Origin of the sequence: Actinoallomurus sp. CA-150999, from assembly GCF_050942425.1 — a bacterium.
Taxonomy (GTDB): domain Bacteria; phylum Actinomycetota; class Actinomycetes; order Streptosporangiales; family Streptosporangiaceae; genus Actinoallomurus.
This window is the reverse complement of sequence record NZ_CP192063.1, coordinates 9,632,300-9,647,967: the sequence shown is the minus strand read 5'-3', so window position 1 is coordinate 9,647,967 and position 15,668 is coordinate 9,632,300. Positions and strand designations below refer to the sequence as shown.

At 70.5% G+C, this 15,668-nt stretch carries 15 protein-coding genes; 7 read left to right on the top strand and 8 right to left on the bottom strand.

Annotated elements, in window-relative coordinates; genetic code table 11:
- The first annotated feature begins 5 nt into the window (after window positions 1-5).
- Window positions 6-716: an alpha/beta hydrolase gene (locus ACQP2O_RS44370; RefSeq protein WP_433175334.1), complete on the top strand. Its 711-nt coding sequence runs from the start codon at window positions 6-8 to the stop codon at window positions 714-716.
- A 169-nt stretch (window positions 717-885) separates the two neighbouring features.
- Window positions 886-1,671 (top strand): alpha/beta fold hydrolase, encoded by a 786-nt coding sequence (locus ACQP2O_RS44365; protein ID WP_433175332.1) that lies wholly within the window; start codon window positions 886-888, stop codon window positions 1,669-1,671.
- 7 nt (window positions 1,672-1,678) lie between these two features.
- Here the strand turns inward: ACQP2O_RS44365 and ACQP2O_RS44360 are convergent, their stop codons facing one another.
- From ACQP2O_RS44360 to mce, 3 genes are all read right to left on the bottom strand, one after another.
- Window positions 1,679-2,887 carry an AI-2E family transporter gene (locus ACQP2O_RS44360; RefSeq protein WP_433175330.1) on the bottom strand — a complete coding sequence of 403 codons (1,209 nt, stop codon included), beginning with the start codon at window positions 2,885-2,887 and terminating at the stop codon, window positions 1,679-1,681.
- A 238-nt stretch (window positions 2,888-3,125) separates the two neighbouring features.
- Window positions 3,126-4,439 (bottom strand): DivIVA domain-containing protein, encoded by a 1,314-nt coding sequence (locus tag ACQP2O_RS44355; RefSeq protein WP_433175329.1) that lies wholly within the window; start codon window positions 4,437-4,439, stop codon window positions 3,126-3,128.
- A 243-nt stretch (window positions 4,440-4,682) separates the two neighbouring features.
- Complete coding sequence (gene mce, locus ACQP2O_RS44350; protein ID WP_433175327.1) at window positions 4,683-5,105, bottom strand: methylmalonyl-CoA epimerase; 423 nt, start codon at window positions 5,103-5,105, stop codon at window positions 4,683-4,685.
- Window positions 5,106-5,190: 85 nt separating this feature from the next.
- Between mce and ACQP2O_RS44345 the strand changes: the two genes are divergently transcribed.
- From ACQP2O_RS44345 to ACQP2O_RS44335, 3 genes are read left to right on the top strand one after another with little or no spacing between them, the layout of a single operon-like run.
- Window positions 5,191-6,369 (top strand): acetyl-CoA C-acetyltransferase, encoded by a 1,179-nt coding sequence (locus ACQP2O_RS44345; RefSeq protein WP_433175325.1) that lies wholly within the window; start codon window positions 5,191-5,193, stop codon window positions 6,367-6,369.
- Between the two features lie 9 nt (window positions 6,370-6,378).
- A complete protein-coding gene (gene meaB, locus ACQP2O_RS44340) occupies window positions 6,379-7,344 on the top strand; it encodes a methylmalonyl Co-A mutase-associated GTPase MeaB (protein WP_433175323.1) in 966 nt (321 codons plus the stop codon).
- A gap of 32 nt (window positions 7,345-7,376) precedes the next feature.
- Window positions 7,377-7,550: a type II toxin-antitoxin system VapB family antitoxin gene (locus ACQP2O_RS44335; protein ID WP_433175321.1), complete on the top strand. Its 174-nt coding sequence runs from the start codon at window positions 7,377-7,379 to the stop codon at window positions 7,548-7,550.
- Here the strand turns inward: ACQP2O_RS44335 and ACQP2O_RS44330 are convergent.
- The 5 genes from ACQP2O_RS44330 to ACQP2O_RS44310 form a co-directional block, all read right to left on the bottom strand.
- Window positions 7,526-9,157, bottom strand: a complete 1,632-nt coding sequence (locus ACQP2O_RS44330; protein ID WP_433175319.1) for a bifunctional lysylphosphatidylglycerol flippase/synthetase MprF — start codon at window positions 9,155-9,157, stop codon at window positions 7,526-7,528. The two genes, ACQP2O_RS44335 and ACQP2O_RS44330, sit on opposite strands and share 25 nt — an antisense overlap.
- Window positions 9,158-9,303: 146 nt before the next feature.
- A complete protein-coding gene (locus ACQP2O_RS44325; RefSeq protein WP_433175317.1) occupies window positions 9,304-9,990 on the bottom strand; it encodes a DUF4230 domain-containing protein in 687 nt (228 codons plus the stop codon).
- 212 nt (window positions 9,991-10,202) lie between these two features.
- Window positions 10,203-10,976 (bottom strand): DUF2127 domain-containing protein, encoded by a 774-nt coding sequence (locus ACQP2O_RS44320; protein WP_433175315.1) that lies wholly within the window; start codon window positions 10,974-10,976, stop codon window positions 10,203-10,205.
- Between the two features lie 80 nt (window positions 10,977-11,056).
- Window positions 11,057-12,307, bottom strand: a complete 1,251-nt coding sequence (locus ACQP2O_RS44315) for a hypothetical protein (protein WP_433175313.1) — start codon at window positions 12,305-12,307, stop codon at window positions 11,057-11,059.
- Window positions 12,300-12,983, bottom strand: coding sequence for an ATP-binding cassette domain-containing protein (locus ACQP2O_RS44310; protein ID WP_433175311.1), 684 nt, complete (start codon window positions 12,981-12,983; stop codon window positions 12,300-12,302). The genes ACQP2O_RS44315 and ACQP2O_RS44310 overlap by 8 nt, the downstream gene beginning before the upstream one ends.
- A 255-nt stretch (window positions 12,984-13,238) precedes the next feature.
- Between ACQP2O_RS44310 and ACQP2O_RS44305 the strand changes: the two genes are divergently transcribed.
- The gene (locus tag ACQP2O_RS44305; RefSeq protein WP_360894888.1) at window positions 13,239-13,745 is read left to right on the top strand and encodes a MarR family transcriptional regulator; all 507 of its coding nucleotides are present in this window, start codon (window positions 13,239-13,241) and stop codon (window positions 13,743-13,745) included.
- 90 nt (window positions 13,746-13,835) lie between these two features.
- Window positions 13,836-15,503: an acyl-CoA mutase large subunit family protein gene (locus ACQP2O_RS44300; protein ID WP_433175308.1), complete on the top strand. Its 1,668-nt coding sequence runs from the start codon at window positions 13,836-13,838 to the stop codon at window positions 15,501-15,503.
- The last annotated feature ends 165 nt before the right edge of the window (window positions 15,504-15,668 follow it).

Sequence of the window (15,668 nt, the reverse complement as noted above, 5' to 3'; positions counted from 1 at the left end):
CGGAGATGGGGGAGATCCGGGCGAGCACGGTGCTGCCCGCGCGCCGCACCGACATCGAGTTGGGGACCGCCGACGGCCTCACCCTCGTCGGCGAACTGGCCCTGCCGGAGGACCGGCCGCCGGTCGCCACCCTCATCTGCCTGCACCCGCTGCCGACGCACGGCGGCATGATGGACAGCCACGTCCTGCGCAAGGCGTCGTACCGGCTGCCGGCGCTCGCCGGGCTCGCCGTGCTGCGGTTCAACACGCGCGGCACGACCAGCGACCGGGGGACGAGCGAGGGGGAGTTCGGCGGGGGCGATTCGGAGCGGTACGACATCGCGGCGGCGCTGGAGTACGCCGAGTACCACGACCTGCCGCGCGCGTGGCTGCTCGGCTGGTCGTTCGGCACCGAGCTCGCCCTGAAGTGGGGCCGCGACCCGCTCGTGGAGGGTGCGATCCTGCTGTCCCCGCCGCTGCGCCGGGCGACCGACGCCGACCTCGACGCCTGGGCGGAGTTCGGCCGGCCGCTGGTCGCGCTCGTCCCGGAGCATGACGACTACCTGAAGCCGGCGGAGGCACGCGAGCGGTTCAAGCGGGTGCCGCAGGCGGAGGTCGTCGCCGTCGACGACGCCAAGCACCTGTGGGTCGGCGAGCCGTACGTGCGGATCGTGCTGAACGAGATCGTGCGGCAGGTCGCGCCGGAGGCGTACCCGTTGCCCACCGACGTTGAGTAGAACTTTCGTCGCATCGGCGTAAGAGGTTTTCCACCGCCGTGGACGGTTTCTAAACCTTCGCGACCGAACTCGGCCACGCTCTCGGCGGATCGAATCGCAGCGGTGAGGATGAGCTGTGCTCGTGCGTTCGCCGGGCTGGGCCGCATTCGTACCTGATGAGGTGATAGTCGTGCCGCTGTACAGCCGCGACGTCGGGGACGGGACACCGCTGGTACTTCTGCACGCGTTCCCGCTGTCGTCGGCCATGTGGCTGGCCCAGCGCGAGGCCCTGGCCGAGCGGTTCCGGGTGGTGACGCCGGACCTGCGCGGCTTCGGCGGCTCGCCCCTCGGCACCGTCGAGCCTTCGGTCGACGTCATGGCGGACGACGTGGCCGCGCTGCTCGACGCCAAGGGCATCGACCGCGCCGTCGTCGGCGGCCTGTCGATGGGCGGCTACGTCACGCTGGCGTTCTGCCGGCGGCACCCCGACCGGGTCCTCGGCGTCGTGCTCGCCGACACGAAGGCCACGGCGGACACCGAGACGGCCCGGGCCGACCGGCTGCGCATCGCCGAGCGGCTGGAGGCGGACAAGACCGTCGACGTCCTCCTCGAGGAATTATTGCCGCGGCTGGTCGGGCCGACGACCATGCTGCAGCGGGCCCTGATCTACGGACGCGTGCGTGGCCTGGTGCAGTCGGCGCCCCCGTCCGCCGCGGCGTGGGCGCAACGCGCCATGGCGGCCCGCCCGGACGCCCTGGAAACCCTCGCTGGGCTGCACGCCCCCGCCCTCGTCGTCCACGGCGCGGAGGACGAGATCACGACGGAGGACGACGCCCGGGCGATGGTCGAGGCGCTCCCGAACGCCGAGCTCACGCTCGTACCCCGCTCCGGTCACCTGCCCCCCGTCGAGCAGCCGCAGCTGTTCAACGAGGCGGTCGGGGAGTTCGTCGCCGCGCTGGGCCGTACGATCCGCTGACGCCGGATCACTGTTGCTCCTGGCGGGGCATGACGACCTCGCGAATGATCAGCGCGACCGCGGCCGCCGCGGGGATGGCGAGCAGCGCGCCGATCATGCCGAGCAGCGCGCCGCCGATCAGCGCCGCGATGACGGTGACGGCCGGCTGGACGTCGACGGACTTCTTCATCACGCGCGGCTGGACCACATAGTTCTCGACCTGCTGGTAGATCAGGAAGAAGATCGCCGACGCGATGCCGATCCAGAAGCCGGAGAAGAACGCGATGGCGGTGACGAGGACCGCCCCGATCGTCGCGCCGATGAGCGGGATCAGGTCGGTGATGGCCACGAGCAACGCCAGCGCGATGGCGTACGGCACGTCCACGATCAGCAGGAAGATGTACGAAGTGACGCCCGCGATGATCGAGATGAGGACGTTGCCGGCGACGTACCCGCCGATGCGGGAGAGGATCTCGTCGCCCAGCAGCGCGACGCGGGCCCGCCGGGTGCGGGGCGCGAGGCGGTACATGAAGCCCGTGATGCTCGGCAGCGACCCCAGGAAGTAGAGCGTGAGGATCAGCACCGTGAACGTGCTGAACACTCCGCTGAGCACCACCTGGCCCACGCCGAGGATGCCGTTGGCGGCCTGCTTGCCGAGATCCTTGTCCTGCAGCGCATCCTTGGCGCGCTGGAGCAGGTGGTAGCGGTGGTCCCAGTCCTGCAGCTTCGGGTTGTTCTGCAGTTGCTCGAGGTAGCCGTTGCCGCTGGTGAGGTTGTTGACGAACGCGGTGATCTGCTCGGTCAGCGGCGGCACGATCGCGAAACCGAAGCCCACGAAGAACCCGACCAGGCACAGGAACACGATGAGCACGCCCCACCGGCGGGACAGCCCGACCCGCGTGAGCGCCTCCACCGCCGGGTTGAGGCCGACCGCGAGGAACAGCGCCACGACGATCAGGATGATCACATCGCGGGCGTCGCCGACCGCCTTGACGAGCATGTACGCGGCCAGCACGCCGAGCGCGCCCCAGAAGCCGAAGATGAACGGGTGACCGCGGGTGAGCGGCCGGCCCGGACGGCCGAAGGGGAAGAGCGCGTCGACGCCCGCCTCACGCTGCCGGGCCTCGATGTCGGTGACCGGGTCGACGGCGGCCACCTCGCCCGCGGGCCCGGGACTCTCCGCGAGGGTTCCGATCTCCTCGCGCTGCTCGCCGTCGATGGGGGGTTCGGCAGGCACGCCCGTCTCCTTGCGTTTGTCCCGAAATGATGACAAGAGCCTAGGAGATCACTCCTAGGCTCTTCACCATCTCGTGCACCGATCCGCGGTGACGCAGGTCACCGCGGATCGGTCATCGCCTGCCGCCCAGCGGAGCCGACCGTCAGGTCGCGCTCATGGTCGCTCGCCGTCCTCACTCACTTCGCGAGCCCCCTCGTTCCTCGGGCGCTCACTCCGCTCGCTCGTCAGGCTCGCTCCGTCACTCCTGCCACCAGTCGTCGTCCTCGTCCTTCTTCTTGGCCTCCGCCGCCGGCGGCGGGGTGGCCGCGGCGGGCGCCGGCTTGGGTGCGGGCTTCGGCTCGGCCGGAGCGATCGCGGGCTTCTCCGGCGGCGCGGCGATGGCCTCGTCGCCCCCGCCGCCGCCCATCGGCGCGGAGACCCCGCCGATGAGCTGACGCAGCTGGTTGAGGTGGCTGGTGATGCTGTCGCGCTGGCGCGTGAGCTCGTCGACCTGCCGCTGCGCGGTGGTGCGCATCTTCTCGGCTTCGTTCTTGGTCTCGGTGAGCAGCTGCTCGGCCTGGGACTTCGCCTCGGCGATGATCTGCTCGGAGCTCTTGCGGGAGTTGGCGACGAGCTGCTTGGCGTGGTTGTCGGCCTCGCGGCGCGTCTGCTCGGCCTGCTGGGTCGCCTTGGTGGCCCGCTGCTCGGCGGACGCGGCGCGCTGCTCGGCCTCGGCGACGAGCTTCTGGGTGGCGCTCTGCGCCGCCGCGTGCCGCTCGGTGTCCTGCCGCTCGGCCTCTTCGCGCCGGGCGGCCAGCTGGATCTCGAACTCGGCCTCGGCCTGAGCCCGCTGCGCATCGCTCTCCTCGAGGATGCGCTGGGCCTGCGCCCGCATCTCGTCGGCCTGGCGCTTGGCCGTGGTGAGGATCTCGTCGCGCTCCCGCTTGGTGGACGCCCGCAGCTGGGCGACCTCCCGCTCGGTGGTGGTGCGCAGCTTGGCGATCTCTCGCTCTGCGCCGGCGCGCTTCTCGGCGACCTCGTGGTCGGCGGTGGCGCGCAGCTTCGCGACCTCGCGCTCGGTCGTGGAGGTCAGCTCGTCGGCGTGCCGGCGAGCCGTCGTGCGCACCTCCTCGGCCTCACGCTCGGCGGTCTGACGCATGTCGTCGCCCTCGCGCTTGGCGGTGGCGCGGACGTCGGACGCTTCGCTCTCCGCGGCGGCGCGCAGCTCCGCTGCGTCGACCTTGGCGGCGGCCTTGATCTCGTTGGCCTCGGTGCGGGCGGCCTGGACGAGCTCGGTCGCCTGCTCCTCGGCGAGGCGCAGCAGCTGCTCGATGCGTGCGCCGAGACCGGAATAGGTGGGTCGCTCCTGCTCCTGGAGCTGGCGATGCGCGTCGGAGAGCTCGCGCTGCAGCGCCTGGGTCTGCTCGCGGCTCTGCCGGACCTCGCCGTCGAGCTGCTTGATGTGCTCTTCGACCTGGTGCCGGTCGTAGCCGCGCAGCACCACGTCGAACTCGCGTGGGGGCGTGCTGTCTTCGAAGAAGTTGCTGAGCTGGGCGTCGATGTCGGACTGCATGAGGCTCAATCCTGCTGTGACGAGACGGCTACAAGTGGTGGAGGTACCAGACGATGGCCGCACGAGTACTGCGTGTTACGGGGTAAGGCACGGGCGGGACCACTTTCCGGCGACAGCAGAGTACTCCGGACACTGCCGTGTTGGGGGCTCAACTTTACGTCCTGGGCAGTTTGTCGTGATTGTCAGAGCCCATGTAGCGGCCGGGTAAGGCAACCGTCCGTGGTGTCGAGCCTAAGGTCAGTGCTAGCGCGGTTGCGCCTGGACGAGTTCGGTCAGCACGCCGCCGACGTCCTTGGGGTGCAGGAACGCGATCGACGCTCCCATCGATCCGTGCCGGGGACGCTCGTCCAGCAGCCTGACGCCCTTCGCCCCGATGGTCTCCAGCGCCGCCGTCACGTCGTCAACGCCGTATCCGACGTGGTGCACGCCTTCTCCCCGTTTCGCCAGGAACTTCCCCACCGGCGTATCGGCGTGCAGCGGCTCCAGCAGCTGGACGTACGACGAGCCCGCGGGCCCGTCGGCGACGTGGAGCATCGCCTCCTTGACCCCCTGCTGCTCATTGACCTCCCGGGACACCACGATCAGACCGAACGTGCTCTCGTAGAAAGCGATCCGCTCCTCCAGATCATGGCATGCGATCCCGACATGATCGATCCGCGTGAGCATGGCGTCGGCCTCCCTGGCAGCTTCTGGATTCCTAATGGGTATGTTGGCAAACGTCGCCCCCATCATTCGCGGAGGTCTCGTTTCCATGGCCGGATCCGTCATCGTCACCGGAGCGCGGACGCCCATCGGGCGCCTGCTCGGCTCTCTCAAGGACTTCGCAGCGGTGGACCTCGGCGCGATCGCCATCCGCGCCGCGCTCGAGCGCGCCGGCCTCACCGGCGACCAGGTCGACTACGTCGTCATGGGCCACGTGCTGCAGGCGGGCGCCGGGCAGATCCCGTCCCGCCAGGCCGCCGTCAAGGCCGGCATCCCCATGAACGTCCCCTCGCTGACGATCAACAAGGTCTGCCTGTCCGGCCTGGACGCCATCGCCCTCGCCGACCAGCTCATCCGGGCCGGTGAGTTCGACGTCGTGGTCGCGGGCGGCATGGAGTCGATGACCAACGCCCCGCACCTGCTGCCGAAGGCGCGCCAGGGCTACAAGTACGGCTCGATCGAGGTGCTCGACGCCACGGCCCACGACGGCCTCACCGACGCCTTCGACGGCGTCTCGATGGGCGAGTCGACCGAGCGGTACAACGCGAAGCTGGGCATCTCCCGCGAGGAGCAGGACGAGTTCGCCGCCCGCTCGCACCAGCGGGCCGCCGACGCGATCAAGAACCAGCTGTTCGACGACGAGATCGTCCCCGTCGAGATCCCGCAGCGCAAGGGCGACCCCGTCGTCTTCTCCGCCGACGAGGGCGTGCGCCCCGACACGACGGCCGAGTCCCTCTCCCGCCTGCGGCCCGCCTTCGACAAGAACGGCACGATCACCGCCGCCTCGTCCTCGCAGATCTCCGACGGCGCGTGCGCGGTCGTCATCATGTCCAAGGCCAAGGCCGAGGAGCTCGGGCTGACCTGGCTGGCCGAGATCGGCGCGCACGGCAACGTCGCCGGTCCGGACAACTCCCTGCAGTCCCAGCCGTCCAACGCGATCAAGCACGCGCTCGGCAAGCAGGGGCTGACCGTCGGCGACCTGGACCTCATCGAGATCAACGAGGCGTTCGCGTCGGTGGGCATCCAGTCGATGCGCGACCTCGGCGTCGACGCGGGCAAGGTCAACGTCAACGGCGGGGCCATCGCGCTGGGGCATCCGATCGGCATGTCGGGCGCCCGGATCGTCCTGCACCTGGCGTACGAGCTGCGCCGCCGGGGCGGCGGGATCGGCGCCGCCGGGCTGTGCGGGGGCGGCGGTCAGGGCGACGCCCTCATCCTGAAGGTCTGAGGACACGGAGTGGCGCGCAAGGTCGACGTCGAGGATCTGGTCGAGCGGGCGAGGAAGGGGCAGCCGCGGGCGCTGGCGCGGCTGATCTCCCTGGTGGAGAACGCCTCGCCACAGCTGCGGCCCATCATGGCCGCGCTGAACCCGCTCGCCGGCCGGGCCCGGGTCGTCGGCCTGACCGGCGCGCCGGGCGTCGGGAAGTCCACGTCGACCGGCGCGCTGGTCACGGCGTTCCGGAAGCGCGGGCTGCGCGTCGGCGTGCTGGCGGTCGACCCGTCGTCCCCGTTCACCGGCGGCGCGCTGCTGGGCGACCGCGTCCGGATGCAGGACCACGCCGCCGACTCCGGCGTGTTCATCCGCTCGATGGCCAGCCGCGGTCACCTCGGAGGGCTGTCCTGGGCGGCCCCGCAGGCCATCCGCGTCCTCGACGCGGCGGGCTGCGACGTCGTGCTCGTGGAGACCGTCGGGGTCGGCCAGGCGGAGGTGGAGATCGCCTCGCTCGCGGACTCGACGATCGTGCTGGTGTCGCCGGGCATGGGCGACTCCATCCAGGCCGCCAAGGCGGGGATCCTGGAGATCGCCGACGTCTTCGTGGTCAACAAGGCCGACCGCGACGGCGCGCAGCAGACCGTACGCGACCTGCGCAACATGATCGCGCTGGCCGGCGACGTGGGGTGGAAGCCGCCGATCGTGCCGACCGTCGCGGTCAAGGGCGAGGGCGTCGACGACGTCGTACGGAGCCTGGACGAGCACTACGCGTGGATGGAGGAGTCCGGCGAGCTCCAGCGGCGGCGGCTGGCCCGGGTCCGCGACGAGATCGAGGCCATCGCCGTCACCGCGCTCCGCGAGCGCATGGGCGACCTGCACGGCCACCAGCGCCTCGACGTCCTCGCCGGAAAGGTCCTGTCCGGCGCCTGCGACCCCTACTCCGCCGCCGACGAGCTCATTCAGGGCGTCACGACAGGCTCAGACGCGTAGATTCGTCGCCTTGACGCGTGTGGAGGTGCGGAATGACGAAGATCCTCGTAGACGTGGACGACGATGCTCTCGCGGCAGCGGCGAAGGTGCTGGGGACCACGACGAAACGCGACACGGTGAACGCCGCGTTGAGAGAGACCGTCACATCGTTGCGCCGGGCTCGCGAACTCGACGCTGCCGGTCACCGGGACGGCGAGGCGACGTAGCCGTCTTCGGGAACCGGGTCGGTTGCCGTAGCCGTCTCCGTGCGGGGTGGGTGGCGGTGGCCGAACTCCAGGGTGAGCAGCGCCGCCGCGACGGGCAGGAGGCTCGCCCACGACGGGAAGGCCACCGCGCGCGGCACGTACCGCGGCCGGAACTTCCGGTTGAACAGGTACAGCGACTCCACCTTGATGAACGGGTCGAGCAGGTGGATCAGGCGGTAGCCGCTCTGTTCGAGGAGGCCGCGCTCGGCGGTGTCGAACAGTTCGCGGAACGCGGCGAAGTTGAGGGACACCTCGTCGATGCGGCGTTCGCGGGCGTACGCCATGATGTCGGCGATCATGCGTTCGTTCAGCCCGTTCGGGCCGTCGGTTGTGCGGCGCATCGCGTCGAGGGACAGCCGGCGTCCGCAGGCGCTCGGCAGGTACCGCTGGAAGCCGATGAACGAGCCCTCGGCGTCGCGGGCGAACACGATGATCGAGGAGGCGTGCCGGCCCGTCAGCAGGTCGTCGAGGTTCATTGAGAAGCCGCGCTCGTCCGCGCCGCCCATGGCCTCGGTGGCCACCGCCTTGAGCCGGGCGCGCTCGTCGGCGCTCAGGTCGCCTTCGCGCACGACCTCGGTGGTCACGCCCGCGTTGCGGGTGCGCTGCACCGCCTGCCGGACGTTGCGCATGCTCCGGCCGCTCAGGCCGAACTCGGTCGGGGTCAGGACGACCTCGTCGCCGATGCCGATCGAGCGCAGGCCGTACGGGCGCCACAGGTCGAGCAGGTCGCCGCGGGCGGCGAGCACGGCCATCCGCCACCCGGAGCGCTCGGCCATCGCGGCGAACTCGGCGATGGCGGCCGGGTAGGAGCGCGGGTCGCCGGCCGGGTCGCCGCCCGCGACGGCGACGCCGTACAGCACGCGGTACCCGATGACGGCGCGCCGGTCCGGGCTGAAGACGTACGACTTGTCGCTGCGCAGCACGAAGGGGGCCAGGGTGTCTGAGCCTTCGTCGTCGACGAGGCGTGCCGCCTCGGCGCGCTCGTGTTCGGAGCCCGCCGGCGGCGGTGGCGCGGGCGTGAGCATGGTGACCAGCATGGCGAGCAGCGCGCCGCCGCCGATCAGGCTCAGGCTGGCCTCGAACCAGTGGTCGGCCGAGCCGGCCAAGTGGACCGGGCCGGGACCCGAGGCGGTCAGGCCCGCGAGGAGCTCACGGCCCGCGTCGGCGGGCGTGGGCCCGGGACTCAGCTGGTGCCACTGGAGGATCATGACCGCGAGGCCGTACGCGATCGCGAGGCCGTACGTGATGGCGCCGGCGCGGACGGCGGTGCGCACCCGGCTGGGCGAGGCCGTGAACTCCCCGCGGAACCGGATGAACGCGGTGAACGCCGCGACGAGGAGCATGAGGCGGCCGAGCTGCCGGGTGTTGAGGGCGTCCAGGGTCGACAGCCCGGTGAGCAGGAGGACGACGTAGTAGGCGACCCGGCGGCGCAGGAGCACTCCGCGCGCGGTGGCGAGGAGGATCAGCGCGAGGAGGAACTCCTGGCCGTTCGGGAAGAGCTCGCCGATGACGAGATGGGCCGGGCGTTCGGGCGTGGAGCCGCCCAGGGCCGGGAGTGCGACGGCCACCGAGGCCGCCGCGATGGGAATGGCGAGCGGCCAGGTGGGTCTGCGATGAAGTGTTGACGTGCCTGCCACGGACACAGCGATCACCCCGGTTTATCCGTAACCGGCCCTTATTTCTTGCTATTCCCCGGTGGGCCGTCTCGATAAGATCACGGTGATGTGGCGTAAGTCACCGTAACGTTTTTGAAGCCCAGAGCCCGCAGCAGGTTCGTGATCATTTGCTTGGTGTTCTCGTCGGCCCGCGCCGCCAGGCCGCTGGCCCCGGCCGCGTCCTGGATCTTCTGCGCCGCCAGTTGGTACAGCTGCTGCTGCTGATTCGGGTTCGAGCTGAAGAAATCGCCGATTCGGTCGAACAGACCGCGCTCCTGAGCGAAGACATAACTGTGTTTCGGATCGAGATTGGTCTTCTCGAGCCGGGCGTGCGGTAGCCGGATCGTCACCGACGTGCGGTTCTTGTCCGTGACCACCGCGCCGTTGCCCAGGTGCGAGAAGTCGACGTAGGAGTCGACGCTCCCCGTGCCCACGAACAGCGTCCGCCGGCCCCGGACCTGGCTGGGCAGGAAACGCGCGTCCTTCTCCAGGTCCACGACGACCTGGAACTGGCCCGTCGCGGCCTCGTATCGGGAGATGTTCTGGATCGATTGCAGGACGGCGGGCCCGCTGCGGTCCTTCGTCTGCTCGCTGAACGGGTTGAGCCAGTGCGGGAGCGCGTGCACGGCCTGCAGCGCGGCGTACGCCAGCGCGACGAGCACAACGAGAAACGCGATCAGGCGAATGCCCGGCCGCCGCGGCGGCCGAGAGGACGGCTCGTCCTCGGGGGCTTCCGGTCGCACCATTCGTCTCACCTCTGGGGGGTTCGGCTAACACCGGATTACCCCGAAGAACCCGGCTCATCCCACGGCGGGGCAGTGATCAATAGCGCAGCCCGTGCCGGTTTGGGGAAGGGCCGACGATGATCACCGGCGGCCGGCCACCGGGGCCGGCGGTCGAAGATCATCTCGGGGGTCGCGCGGTGCGCCGGCCGCGTGCGAGACGTCGGCGGATGCGGCTATCCGGCGGTCTCGGCGTGCGGGGAGACGGCCGCCTGCTCGACCTCGATCAGCGACTCGCCGCGCCGCTTCGCCTCGTACGCCTCCTTGCCGCCGCGGATGCCGAAGAGCCGCTTGGAGATCAGGAGGTACAGGACCAGCCCGAGGTTGATCGTCAGCGCGCCGATGCGGACGGCGGTGATGCGCTCGGTGAGCTCGTAGATCTCCAGCGGCAGGCCGAACGACGTGGCGACCACCGCGAAGTACTCGCCCCACCGCTGGCCCAGCCACAGGCCGACCGCCTCGATCAGCTCGATCACGGCGTACGCCAGCAGCCCGATCGCGAACCAGGTCAGCGTGGTCGACTTCAACGTGAAGACATGGTGGATGCTCTCGACGATGCGCGAGTGGTCGAGATCCCAGCCGACCTGATTGGCGAGGGGTTTCAACAGCGGGACGTCCTTCTCGAACGCCCGCTGGATCGAGCCGCGGTTGGCCGAGAAACGCCACACGCCGTACGCCGCCGCGACGATCAACAGGCCGCGGATCACCCGCTCGAGCGCGAAGAAGCGCATCAACAGCTGGTCGCGCAGCTCCCGGCCCCGCATGACGAGGGGGGCGTGATCGGCGGGGCCCCCGCCGTGCGGCTCGCCGTGGACGTAGGTGCCGCAGCGCAGGCAGCGCCACGCCTCACCGGCGGGCGTGGCGACATGCATCCGGTCGCGCAGCGCCGGCTCGTCGGGGGCATAGGTGATGTGCCCCTTGCGGGCACACTTCAGCAGGCTCCAGTCCACGGCCCGACGATAGTGAATACCGGAGGAAAGAGCACGTTAGTCGCAGTGATTGTGACTCAACGTGACGCCCCTCGCCCAGATCATCGCTCGTGGAAGTCTCTGCCACGCAAAGTGCAGGCGTGGTAGCGGGCGTAGTGGGTGCGCAGCCATCGGCGCCGGCGCTGCTCGTCCCACCGGGCGAAGGTGCGGGCGGCCACGGCGTCGTCGAGCCGCGGCGGGCTCTCGTCGAGCAGCCAGGCCGAGACGAGCGCGCTGTAGCGCGCGCCGAGGACGTGGCGGGGGTCGCCGCAGGTCCGCGCGTCGAGCAGGCTGATCTCGATCTCCTGCGCCGCGCGGTGCGCGTACCCGGGGGACAGGTCGCTGAGGTGGATGTAGACGACGCCGTGACCGGGGCGAGGGAAGTCGTCGTCGGGCCGGTGCTCGATCCGGACGAAGCGGCCCGGCGTGCCGCTCAGCCGCGCGGCGAGGGGAGTCAGCGCCGCCTCCAGCGACGGCAGGGCCGTGTTCAGGGCGGGGTGCACGCAGACCGTGAGCGGCCACTGGCGGCAGGAGTACGCGAAGGCGCGCGGCACGACGGCCGGAGTGCGCTGCTGCCCGTGCAGCCACAGGGTGGTGCCCGTGACGACACCCGCCGCCGCGATCGTCGGCAGTGCCAGCCAGGCGTGCCGGGTCAGCGCCCACAAGTAGCCGGCGACCAGGACGGTCCCCAGCCCGAACGACCACAGGGCCTGGGCCGCGAGCAGTTCGGTGCGCAGTGCGGCGAACAGCCCGACATGCCCCACTCCCGGGGGCGGCAGCAGGTCCGCCCAGGGCTCGGGGCGGGCGGCCGCCCACAGGTAAGTGACCACCGCGACGACCGGAACCGTCGGCAGGCGCGGGACCAGGCGGCCGGCGAGATAGCCGACGACGGTGTACACCAGCAGCGTGAGCGCGCCGGCGAGCGGCCCGATCGGCCTCGGATGGCCGGCCTCCACATGGATCATCGTCTTGGCGGCCACGATCGCGGCCACGACGGTGTAGGCGCAGAGCGTGACGATCCCGAGCAGGAGAAGGTCGAGCAGGGGACCCAGGGCGGGTGAGCGGGCGGTCAGCCCTCGCAGGTAGTCCAGGCGGTGCTCGCGCAGGGCCACCCACGCGGCGAACCCCGCCGACGCCGGACCCAGCAGGCACACCGACGAGAACAGCGCCGCGACGGCGTCGTCCCAGTAGGCGACGCCCGGCAGCATCGCCCGCCAGGCCGCCACGGCACCGAGGAACGCCAGCGCCGGCACGGCCAGGAACAAGGCCGTACGGCGCGCGTCGATCCGCAGCACCCGTCCAAGGTCAGACACCGGCCGGCACCCGCACCCCGGGGAGGGGGACGCACGGCGACTCGATGAGGCGCCCCCGGACCATGCCGAAACTCAGGTCGCACCACCCCGTGAGCTGCGCGGGATCGGCGGCCGTGACCACCACGGCCGGGGCCAGGCCCCGCAGCAACGGGATCAGCTCTTCGCGCTCGGAATCGCCGATGCCGGTGAGCGGCTCGTCGAGAAAGACGAGCTCCGGCTCGTGCACACACGTGGCCGCCAGGCCGGCGCGCAACCGCATATCTTGCGGGAGCATGTCCATTTCGATCGACGCCGCATCGCTGAGTCCGAATCGCTCCAGAATCGCGTCGACCGCCCGGCGGGGTGTGCATTTGTAGTAGGACGCGTAGGCGACGAAGTCGTGGGTGGACAACCCCGACGCCCACGCGAATCGCGCGGGCAGCAGCCCGATCCGGGCGCGCGCCGCGCGCCGCCCGGCCCGCCGGGTCACGTCGTGGCCCAGCACCTCCAGGTCGCCCCTTGACAGGCGTCGCAGGGTCGCCAGCGTCTCCAGCAGTGCCGACCTGGCAGGCCCGGCCGGGCCGGTCAGGCCCACGACACCGTGTGTCACCTCGAACGTGGTGGGACGCAGCAACCACCGCCTGCCGCGGCGGATCCCCAGGTCCCGTGCCACGATCGCGGAAAAATCCCCGATCATAATTACCCCCCGAATTGGCGACGCGTGCGCGAGGGCCGGGGGCGATCACCGCGCTGAACGGTTGCGTGGACGCCCCTCTTTGCCGTCGTCCGCACGCGTCGACAATGGAACTATAACTTGCCTTGATGATGAGTGTCAGCGTTCCTTTGTCGGCCGCCGGGATTGCGGCTGATTCACGGTGATTAGCGGGGCGGACGCGGCGATATCAAGCGTGATTCGGCGGATCCGGGGCCGGTCAGGCGATAGCGTAGGTGAGTGGCAAAGCCGCTCAACCTGCCTTTCGACCCGATCGCCCGTGCCGGAGATCTCTGGGAGCGTCGCTGGGGGCGGTCGCCCGCCATGCTCGCGGTGACCTCGATCATGCGGGCGCAGGCCATCCTGATCGCCGAGCTCGACGCCCTGCTGAAGCCGTACGGCCTCACCTTCGCCCGGTACGAGGCCCTGGTGCTGCTGACGTTCAGCCGCAAGGGCGCGCTGCCCCTGTCGAAGATGGGCGAGCGGCTGATGGTGCACCCGACGAGCGTCACCAACACGATCGACCGGCTGGAGCGCCAGGGGTACGTCCGGCGCCGCCCCAACCCCCGCGACGGCCGCGGCGTGCTCGCGGAGATCACCGACAGCGGCCGGGAGACGGTCGAGCGCGCCACGGCGGACCTGCTCGCCGCGGACTTCGGCATGGGCGCGTACGGCGACGGCGAACTGGATCAGATCGTCGACGTACTGCGCGGCCTCCGCGTCGCCGTAGGCGACTTCGAGGACTAGAAGCCGTCACACGTGTCGAGCGGGGTGTGGTGGCCGACAAGATACTAGGACATCCTAGTATCTAGGGAGTCATCGGCCTGAGGAGCACTCATGGACATCCGGGACATCGAAGAGGGCCGCCGTCGCTGGCAGGATCGATATGACGCCTCCCGCCGACGCGACGCGGACTTCACCACGCTTTCCGGCGTCGAGGTCGAGCCGGTGTACGGGCCGCCCGCCGCCGACCCGCGGTTCGAGCGCATCGGCTGGCCGGGGGAGTTCCCCTACACGCGCGGCCTGTACGCCACGGGCTACCGCGGGCGCACCTGGACGATCCGGCAGTTCGCGGGGTTCGGCAACGCCCGGCAGACCAACGAGCGGTACAAGATGATCCTCGGCGCGGGCGGCGGCGGCCTGTCGGTCGCCTTCGACATGCCGACGCTCATGGGCCGCGACTCCGACGATCCGAGGTCGCTCGGCGAGGTCGGCCACTGCGGCGTCGCCATCGACTCCGCCGCCGACATGGACGTCCTGTTCGACGGCATCCCTCTCGGCGACATCACGACGTCGATGACGATCTCCGGGCCCGCGGTTCCGATCTTCTGCATGTACCTCGTGGCGGCGGAGCGTCAGGGTGCGGACATTCACGGCCTTGACGGCACGCTGCAGACCGACATCTTCAAGGAGTACATCGCGCAGAAGGAGTGGCTGTTCGCGCCGGAGCCGCACCTGCGCCTCATCGGCGACCTGATGGAGTTCTGCGCCGCCGAGATCCCCGCCTACAAGCCGCTCAGCGTCTCCGGCTACCACATCCGGGAGGCCGGCTCCACGGCCGCCCAGGAGCTGGCGTTCACGCTCGCGGACGGCTTCGGGTACGTGGAGCTGGGCCTGTCGCGCGGGCTGGACGTCAACGCCTTCGCGCCCGGCCTGTCGTTCTTCTTCGACTCCCACGTCGACTTCTTCGAGGAGATCGCGAAGTTCCGGGCCGCGCGCCGGATCTGGGCGCGCTGGCTGCGCGACGTGTACGGCGCGACGTCGGAGAAGGCCCAGTGGCTGCGGTTCCACACCCAGACCGCCGGGGTGTCGCTGACCGCCCAGCAGCCCGACAACAACGTCGTGCGCACCGCCATCGAGGCCCTCGCCGCCGTGCTCGGCGGCACGAACTCCCTGCACACCAACGCCCTCGACGAGGTCCTCGCCCTGCCGAGCGAGAAGGCCGCCGAGATCGCCCTGCGCACCCAGCAGGTGATCATGGAGGAGACCGGCGTGGTCAACGTCGTCGACCCGCTCGGCGGCTCCTGGTACGTCGAGGCGCTCACGGACCGCCTCGAAGAGGAGGCCGAGCGCATCTTCGCGCGGATCAAGGACATGAGCCCGGACGGCTCCATGACCGGCGGCATCCTGCGCGGCATCGAGGACGGCTGGTTCATGGCCGAGATCGCCGACGCCGCGTTCACGTACCAGCAGCAGCTGGAGAAGGGCGAGAAGAAGATCGTCGGCGTGAACTGCCACACCCAGGGCATCGAGGAGTCGCTGGAGATTTTGCGGGTCGGACATGAGGTCGAGCGGGAGCAGAATCGCCTCCTCGCGGAGCGGCGCGGGAGCCGGGACCAGGTGGCCGTCGAGGCGGCGCTGCGGCGAATGATCGAGGTGGCCCGGACCGACGACAACCTGATCCCCGCCATGCTGGACGCCGTACGGGCCGAGGCGACCCTCGGCGAGATCTGCGGTGCGCTGCGGGAAGAGTGGGGCGACTACTCCGAGCCCGCCCGCTTCTGACGACCGGCTACTCCGAGTTCGCTCGCTTCCGACGACCGGACCGGCTCACCCCCGGTGGCGTGGGCGGTTCTCCGCGGTCGCGGCTCATCCACGCGGCCGTGGAGCGGGCTTGATCGATCACCTGGCGGGCGCGCGTATTCGTTCGGCGGCGCATGCGGCAGGATG

Coding starts and splice junctions, on each gene's coding strand:
- ACQP2O_RS44370 (WP_433175334.1), top strand. CDS start 6: ATGGGGGAGATCCGGGCGAGCACGGTGCTGCCCGCGCGCCGCACCGAC.
- ACQP2O_RS44355 (WP_433175329.1), bottom strand. CDS start 4,439: ATGCAGTCCGACATCGACGCCCAGCTCAGCAACTTCTTCGAAGACAGC.
- mce (WP_433175327.1), bottom strand. CDS start 5,105: ATGCTCACGCGGATCGATCATGTCGGGATCGCATGCCATGATCTGGAG.
- ACQP2O_RS44345 (WP_433175325.1), top strand. CDS start 5,191: ATGGCCGGATCCGTCATCGTCACCGGAGCGCGGACGCCCATCGGGCGC.
- ACQP2O_RS44335 (WP_433175321.1), top strand. CDS start 7,377: ATGACGAAGATCCTCGTAGACGTGGACGACGATGCTCTCGCGGCAGCG.
- ACQP2O_RS44325 (WP_433175317.1), bottom strand. CDS start 9,990: ATGGTGCGACCGGAAGCCCCCGAGGACGAGCCGTCCTCTCGGCCGCCG.
- ACQP2O_RS44310 (WP_433175311.1), bottom strand. CDS start 12,983: ATGATCGGGGATTTTTCCGCGATCGTGGCACGGGACCTGGGGATCCGC.
- ACQP2O_RS44300 (WP_433175308.1), top strand. CDS start 13,836: ATGGACATCCGGGACATCGAAGAGGGCCGCCGTCGCTGGCAGGATCGA.